The organism is Chitinophaga sp. (genome assembly GCF_035761305.1).
Lineage (GTDB): Bacteria > Bacteroidota > Bacteroidia > Chitinophagales > Chitinophagaceae > Chitinophaga.
In genome coordinates, this window is sequence record NZ_DASTRI010000279.1 from 1 (window position 1) to 5,369 (window position 5,369).

General features: G+C 53.3%; 4 protein-coding genes. All 4 read left to right on the forward strand.

Annotated features, from left to right (window positions below):
* The coding region (locus tag VFS25_RS23350; protein WP_326464596.1) for a helix-turn-helix transcriptional regulator at positions 1 to 767 on the forward strand (767 nt) is incomplete at its 5' end.
* 88 nt (positions 768 to 855) lie between these two features.
* The gene (locus tag VFS25_RS23355) at positions 856 to 1,413 is read left to right on the forward strand and encodes a dihydrofolate reductase family protein (protein WP_326464597.1); all 558 of its coding nucleotides are present in this window, start codon (positions 856 to 858) and stop codon (positions 1,411 to 1,413) included.
* Positions 1,414 to 1,485: 72 nt separating this feature from the next.
* Positions 1,486 to 3,627, forward strand: a complete 2,142-nt coding sequence (locus VFS25_RS23360) for a TIM-barrel domain-containing protein (RefSeq protein WP_326464598.1) — start codon at positions 1,486 to 1,488, stop codon at positions 3,625 to 3,627.
* Positions 3,628 to 3,727: 100 nt separating this feature from the next.
* On the forward strand, positions 3,728 to 5,369 hold a 1,642-nt coding region (locus VFS25_RS23365; RefSeq protein WP_422653313.1), incomplete at its 3' end, for a DUF7133 domain-containing protein.

The following is a 5,369-nucleotide window of genomic DNA, read 5'->3' on the forward strand; positions in this document are numbered from 1 at the left end:
ATCCTTCCATTGCAGCTTATGTAAGCAGCATTGTAGTGCTGGAGCATAGTAATATGAGCCGGCCTGCCGTGCTGCCGCTTATAGCCAAAGGCTATCCCAGTATAGCCTTCCAGGTTACAGACACCGCACGCCTGCCCAATGCCGCTTCCAAAATGGATAACCTGGTGCTGTACGGGCAAAACATTCAACCCATTAACCTGCACATTGCCGGGCATGCAACGGTTATTGCCTATTTCCTCTATCCTTTTGTGCTTAAAACCCTGTTTGGCTGGGATGCAAAAGCGTTAACCGATCTGCATATCGACCTGGCCCTTACAGCGCCGGCCCGCGGTATGTCGCTAAAGGAGCAGCTGCTGAACGCGCCGGACCTCAGCAGCCGTTTACAGCTGTTGAATGGCTATGTGCAAAAGCTGTCGGCCAATAGCAACCCCGCTGTAAATGATACCATTGCCTTTGCCACCCAGGTTATACAAAAAAGCAGGGGACTGGCGCCCATTACCAGCCTGCAAAAAGAGCTGTATGTAACGGAACGTACCCTGCAGCGTATGTTTGAGCTACATGTGGGCGTATCGCCTAAAACCTTCAGCCGTATTTGCCAGTTTAACGCCGCGCTGCAGCAGCTGAGCGGCAACCGGTTCTCGGGCATGGCAAACGTGGCCTACCATGCCGGCTATGCCGATCAGAGCCACCTGATACGCGCGTTTAAATCATTTACCAGCTATTCCCCCCTGGAGTACCACCGGCTGGCCGTTGAATTTCCCCAATAAAAAACCAGGTTGCACAGAATGTCGGGTTTGTTCTATACTCCGGTTACCGGCTGCCGTTACTTTGTATCATAAAAAAAACACAACGTTTATGAGAAAGTTAGTAGTAGCCACCTGGATGTCGCTCGACGGTATTTTTGATGCGGAAACCATGTCGCAATGGTTTAACCCGTACGACAGTGAAGCGCGCCAAACGTATATCCGTGAAGGTATTCTGGCGGCAGACGCTATCCTCTTCGGCCGTAAAACCTACGAAATGCTGGCCCCTTACTGGTCATCCCTGAAAAATAATGAAATGGGCATAGCCGGTAAGCTGAACAGCGTAGCCAAATATGTGGTATCTGCCACCCTGCAGCAGGCCACCTGGGAAAACTCCACCATAATTAAAGAGAATGTGATGAAAGCAATAGCCCAACTGAAACAGCAGCCGGGCAGCGAAATACAGGTAGAGGGCAGCGCCACCCTGGTAAGTGGGTTGGCCGAAGCCGGCCTGGTGGACGAGTACCGTTTCCTGGTGCATCCGCATATCATGGGCAGCGGCAAACGCTTTTTCCCGGAAGGGCAGCAGCAGGGCCTGGAGCTGGTGAGCGCCAAAACACTGGATAAAGGCGTAATAGTATTATCTTACCGCCCGGTAAAAATCAAATAAGCATCCCGCAGCAGAAGGCAGGTAAAGATCGGCAGGAAGATTGCGGGGTAAAACGTCCGCAAGCTCACGCATATGAAAACACGCTTTGTAAAAAGGGCCATGCTGCTTGGCTGCCTCTTTATCAACCTCCTTGTTGCACACGCGCAGTCTTTACCCGGCATACAGGTTATCAGCAAGGGAACACCCGATGTTTTTACGCCGCAAAAGTTCAGCCCGGCCCCGCCCGCGGCAGATGCGCTGCGGCAGCTGCCTGCAGCCACCCTGCCTTTTAACCCGGCGGATATTAACATCCGTATTACAAACCGCGGCTGCATTGTAGAAATACCGCTGGGCAAAGATGAGCAGGTGTATGGCTTTGGCATGCAGATCAATTCCTTTAACCAGCGCGGGATGCGCGTACGTCCCATCACCAACGACAGTCCTATCGGCAACGCAGGATATACGCATGCGCCGGTGCCCATGTACGTATCTAACAAAGGATATGCGATCCTCATCAATACGTTGCGCTACACCACCTTTTATTGCGGCAGCAATCCCAGGCGGCAGGCAGCGGATAGGGCAGACAGCGCAAAGCGCAATGCGCCCGCGCTTTCAACAGAAGCGTTATACATGAGCAAGGAGCAGGGCAAAGGCAATATGATAGTAGACATTCCCGGCGCCAAAGGCATTGAGGTGTACATTTTTGCAGGGCCGGACATGAAGCAGGCCATACAACGTTATAACCTGTACGCCGGTGGTGGCGCGCTGCCGCCCCTGTGGGGCCTGGGCATAAAATACCGGGTAAAAGCGGATTTTAACCAGCAGCAGGTAATGCATATGGCCGGTTATTTCCGGGAGCATCACATACCCTGCGATGTTTTCGGGCTGGAGCCGGGCTGGCAAACCGCCTCTTACTCCTGCTCCTATGTATGGAATACTGAAAAATTTCCGCAGCCGGCCAAACTGGCAGCCGACCTGCAGCAGCAGCACCTGCGCATTAACCTGTGGGAGCATGCTTTTGTAAACCCGGTATCGCCGCTATATAAGCCGCTGGAACAGCGGTCGGGGGATTTTACGGTGTGGCGCGGCCTGGTGCCCGACTTTGCGGATAGCCTTACCCGTAGCATATTCGCCACCTATCATGATACCGCGCTGTTAAACAAGGGCGTTGCCGGCTTTAAGCTGGATGAATGCGATAACTCTAACCTGGGTACCGGCAACCGTACCTGGAGCTTTCCCGAAGCCAGCATGTTCCCCTCCGGCATTACCGGCGAGCAAATGCACCAGGTATTCGGCAACCTGTACTTCCGCAGCTTTTACCAGCTGCTGCAGCAGCATAACCGCCGTTCTTATTATGACATCCGCCAGCTGGGGGCCTTTGCATCGGCCTACCCCGCGGTATTATACAGTGATATTTACGAGCATGATGATTATATACGCATGATACCCAATTCCGGCTTTTGCGGCATCCTGTGGTCACCGGAAGTGCGCGAGTCGGCCTCTGTAACCGAGCTGGCACGTCGCACGCAAACCGCGGTAATGGCGGCGCAAACAGTGTTCAACAGCTGGTACCTGAAAAACCCGCCGTGGCTGCAGTACGACAGGAACCGGAACAATGCCGACAGCCTGATGCCCGATGCCGTGCAAACGGAACAGATCATCCGCAGGTTGCTGAACTACCGTATGCAGCTGGTGCCTTACCTGTACTATGCCTTTTTCCGGTATGCGCATAACGGCATACCACCTTTCCGCGCGCTGGTAGTGGATTATCCAAACGATGATAAGGTGTATAACATCGACAACGAGTACATGATAGGCGAAGGCCTGCTGGCAGCGCCGCTTACCGGCAGCGACTCCGTAAGAACCGTGTACCTGCCGGCCGGTCGCTGGTATGATTTTAATACCCACCAGGCCTACGATGGCGGCGCCACCCATACTATCCATTGCGGGCTTGACCAGCTGCCCGTTTTTATAAAAGAAGGCACCCTGCTGCCGCTGGCCGATCCGCTGCCTTACCTGGATGCAGCGCAGCCTTTTGAAATTACCTGTTACGCTTTCGGGAAAGGTAACACCACCGCCACGCTGCTGGAAGATGACGGTGAAACCTATGACTACCGGAAAGGACGTTATAACCTGGTTACCCTATCCTGGAAGAACGGCCATGGCAGCGTAATGCGCAAAGGGCCGCTGAAAAAGCCAATGTACCGGGTGAAAAAATGGGTGCAGGTGCCGTAGCTCCGTTCATCATTTTATTGGCGGCGCAGCATGGATTTATAAGTGGAATATATTATTTTAAGCCGGTTTTGATGGCCCACTTATATTTTAATCCACTTAAATGAAAACACTGACTACCACACCCGTAAGAACCATGCACCTTGCACGGGCAGCATTATTTGTCGCTGTAACAATTATTGCCGGCTGCGGGCAGCAGCAACCCGTTGACTTGCGTATTAAGCAAATGGACACTGCTGTAACAGCCCGCCTGGCCGACTCCATAGGCGCTATTATAAAGCCGGAGCTGGCGGAAGGCCTGAGCCTGAAGCTGTGGGGTATTGACTCGCTGGTAATATCGCCCATTGCCATTGATATTGACGATAAGGGCCGGCTGTACTATACTACTACCGACCGGCAAAAGCATTCTGAATTTGACATACGCGGCCACCGCGACTGGGAAATTCCTTCCATTAGCCTGCAAACCGTGGAAGACCGCCGTGCATTCCTGCATAAGGAGCTTTCACCGGAGAACAGTAAAAGGAACGAGTGGCTGGAAGACCTGAACGGCGACAGCTCGCACGACTGGCGCGACCTTACCATTGAAAAAGAGCACGTATACCGCATGGAAGATGTGAACGGCGACGGCGTGGCGGATAAGTCGCAGATGGTGGTAGATGATTTTCATGATGAAGTAACCGATGTTGCCGGAGGTGTGCTCAGCGAAGGCGACGACCTGTTCCTGGCCGTAGCGCCGGACCTGTGGCGTATAAAGGATAAGAACCACGACGGTATTGCAGATGAAAAAACATCCATCTCACATGGTTATGCGGTGCACATTGGCTTTAGCGGCCATGGCATGTCGGGCGTTGAAATGGGCCCCGACGGCCGCATATACTGGCAGATAGGAGATATTGGCTTTAACGGCAAAGGACCGGATGGTAAAGTATGGGCGCATCCCAACAGCGGCGTGGTAGCACGCGCCAACCCCGATGGCAGCGATTTTGAAATATTTGCATACGGCATCCGCAACACCCATGAGTTTGCGTTTGACGAATACGGCAACCTCATAGGAGAGGATAACGACGGCGACCATCCCGGTGAAAAAGAAAGGCTGGTATACATTGTAAACGGTTCTGATGCCGGCTGGCGCAGTAACTGGCAGTATGGCAAGTACCGTGATCCTGATAACAATACCTATAAGGTATGGATGGATGAAAAAATGTATGTGCCGCACTTTGAAGGACAGGCAGCCTACATTACCCCATGCGTCAGCAATTTTGTAAGCGGCCCGGCTGGTTTTGTATATAACCCCGGCACCGCGCTTGGCGCCGAATACAAGAACACCTTTTTTGTAGCGGAGTTTGTAGGTAACCCCGCTGGTTCCGGCATACACAGCTTTAAGCTGAACCCTAAAGGGGCCACCTTTGAGCTGGGCGAGCATAAAAAAGTGCTGGGCGGCATACTGGCCACAGGACTGGATTTTGGCCCGGACGGCGCACTGTATGTCGCAGACTGGATTGACGGGTGGGGCACGCATAACTATGGCCGCATCTGGAAGCTGGACAACCCGCAGGCCGCCACCCTGCCTATACGGAAAGAGGTGAGCGCATTGCTGGCGGAAGACTTTAGCAAACGTAAGGAAGCCGAGCTGGGAGGCATGCTCAAGCACCCGGATATGCGCGTGCGCATGAAAGCGCAGTTTGAGCTGGTAAAGCGCGGTGAAAAAGGAGCGGAGGTGCTGCAGCAGGCGTTAAAGCAAACCG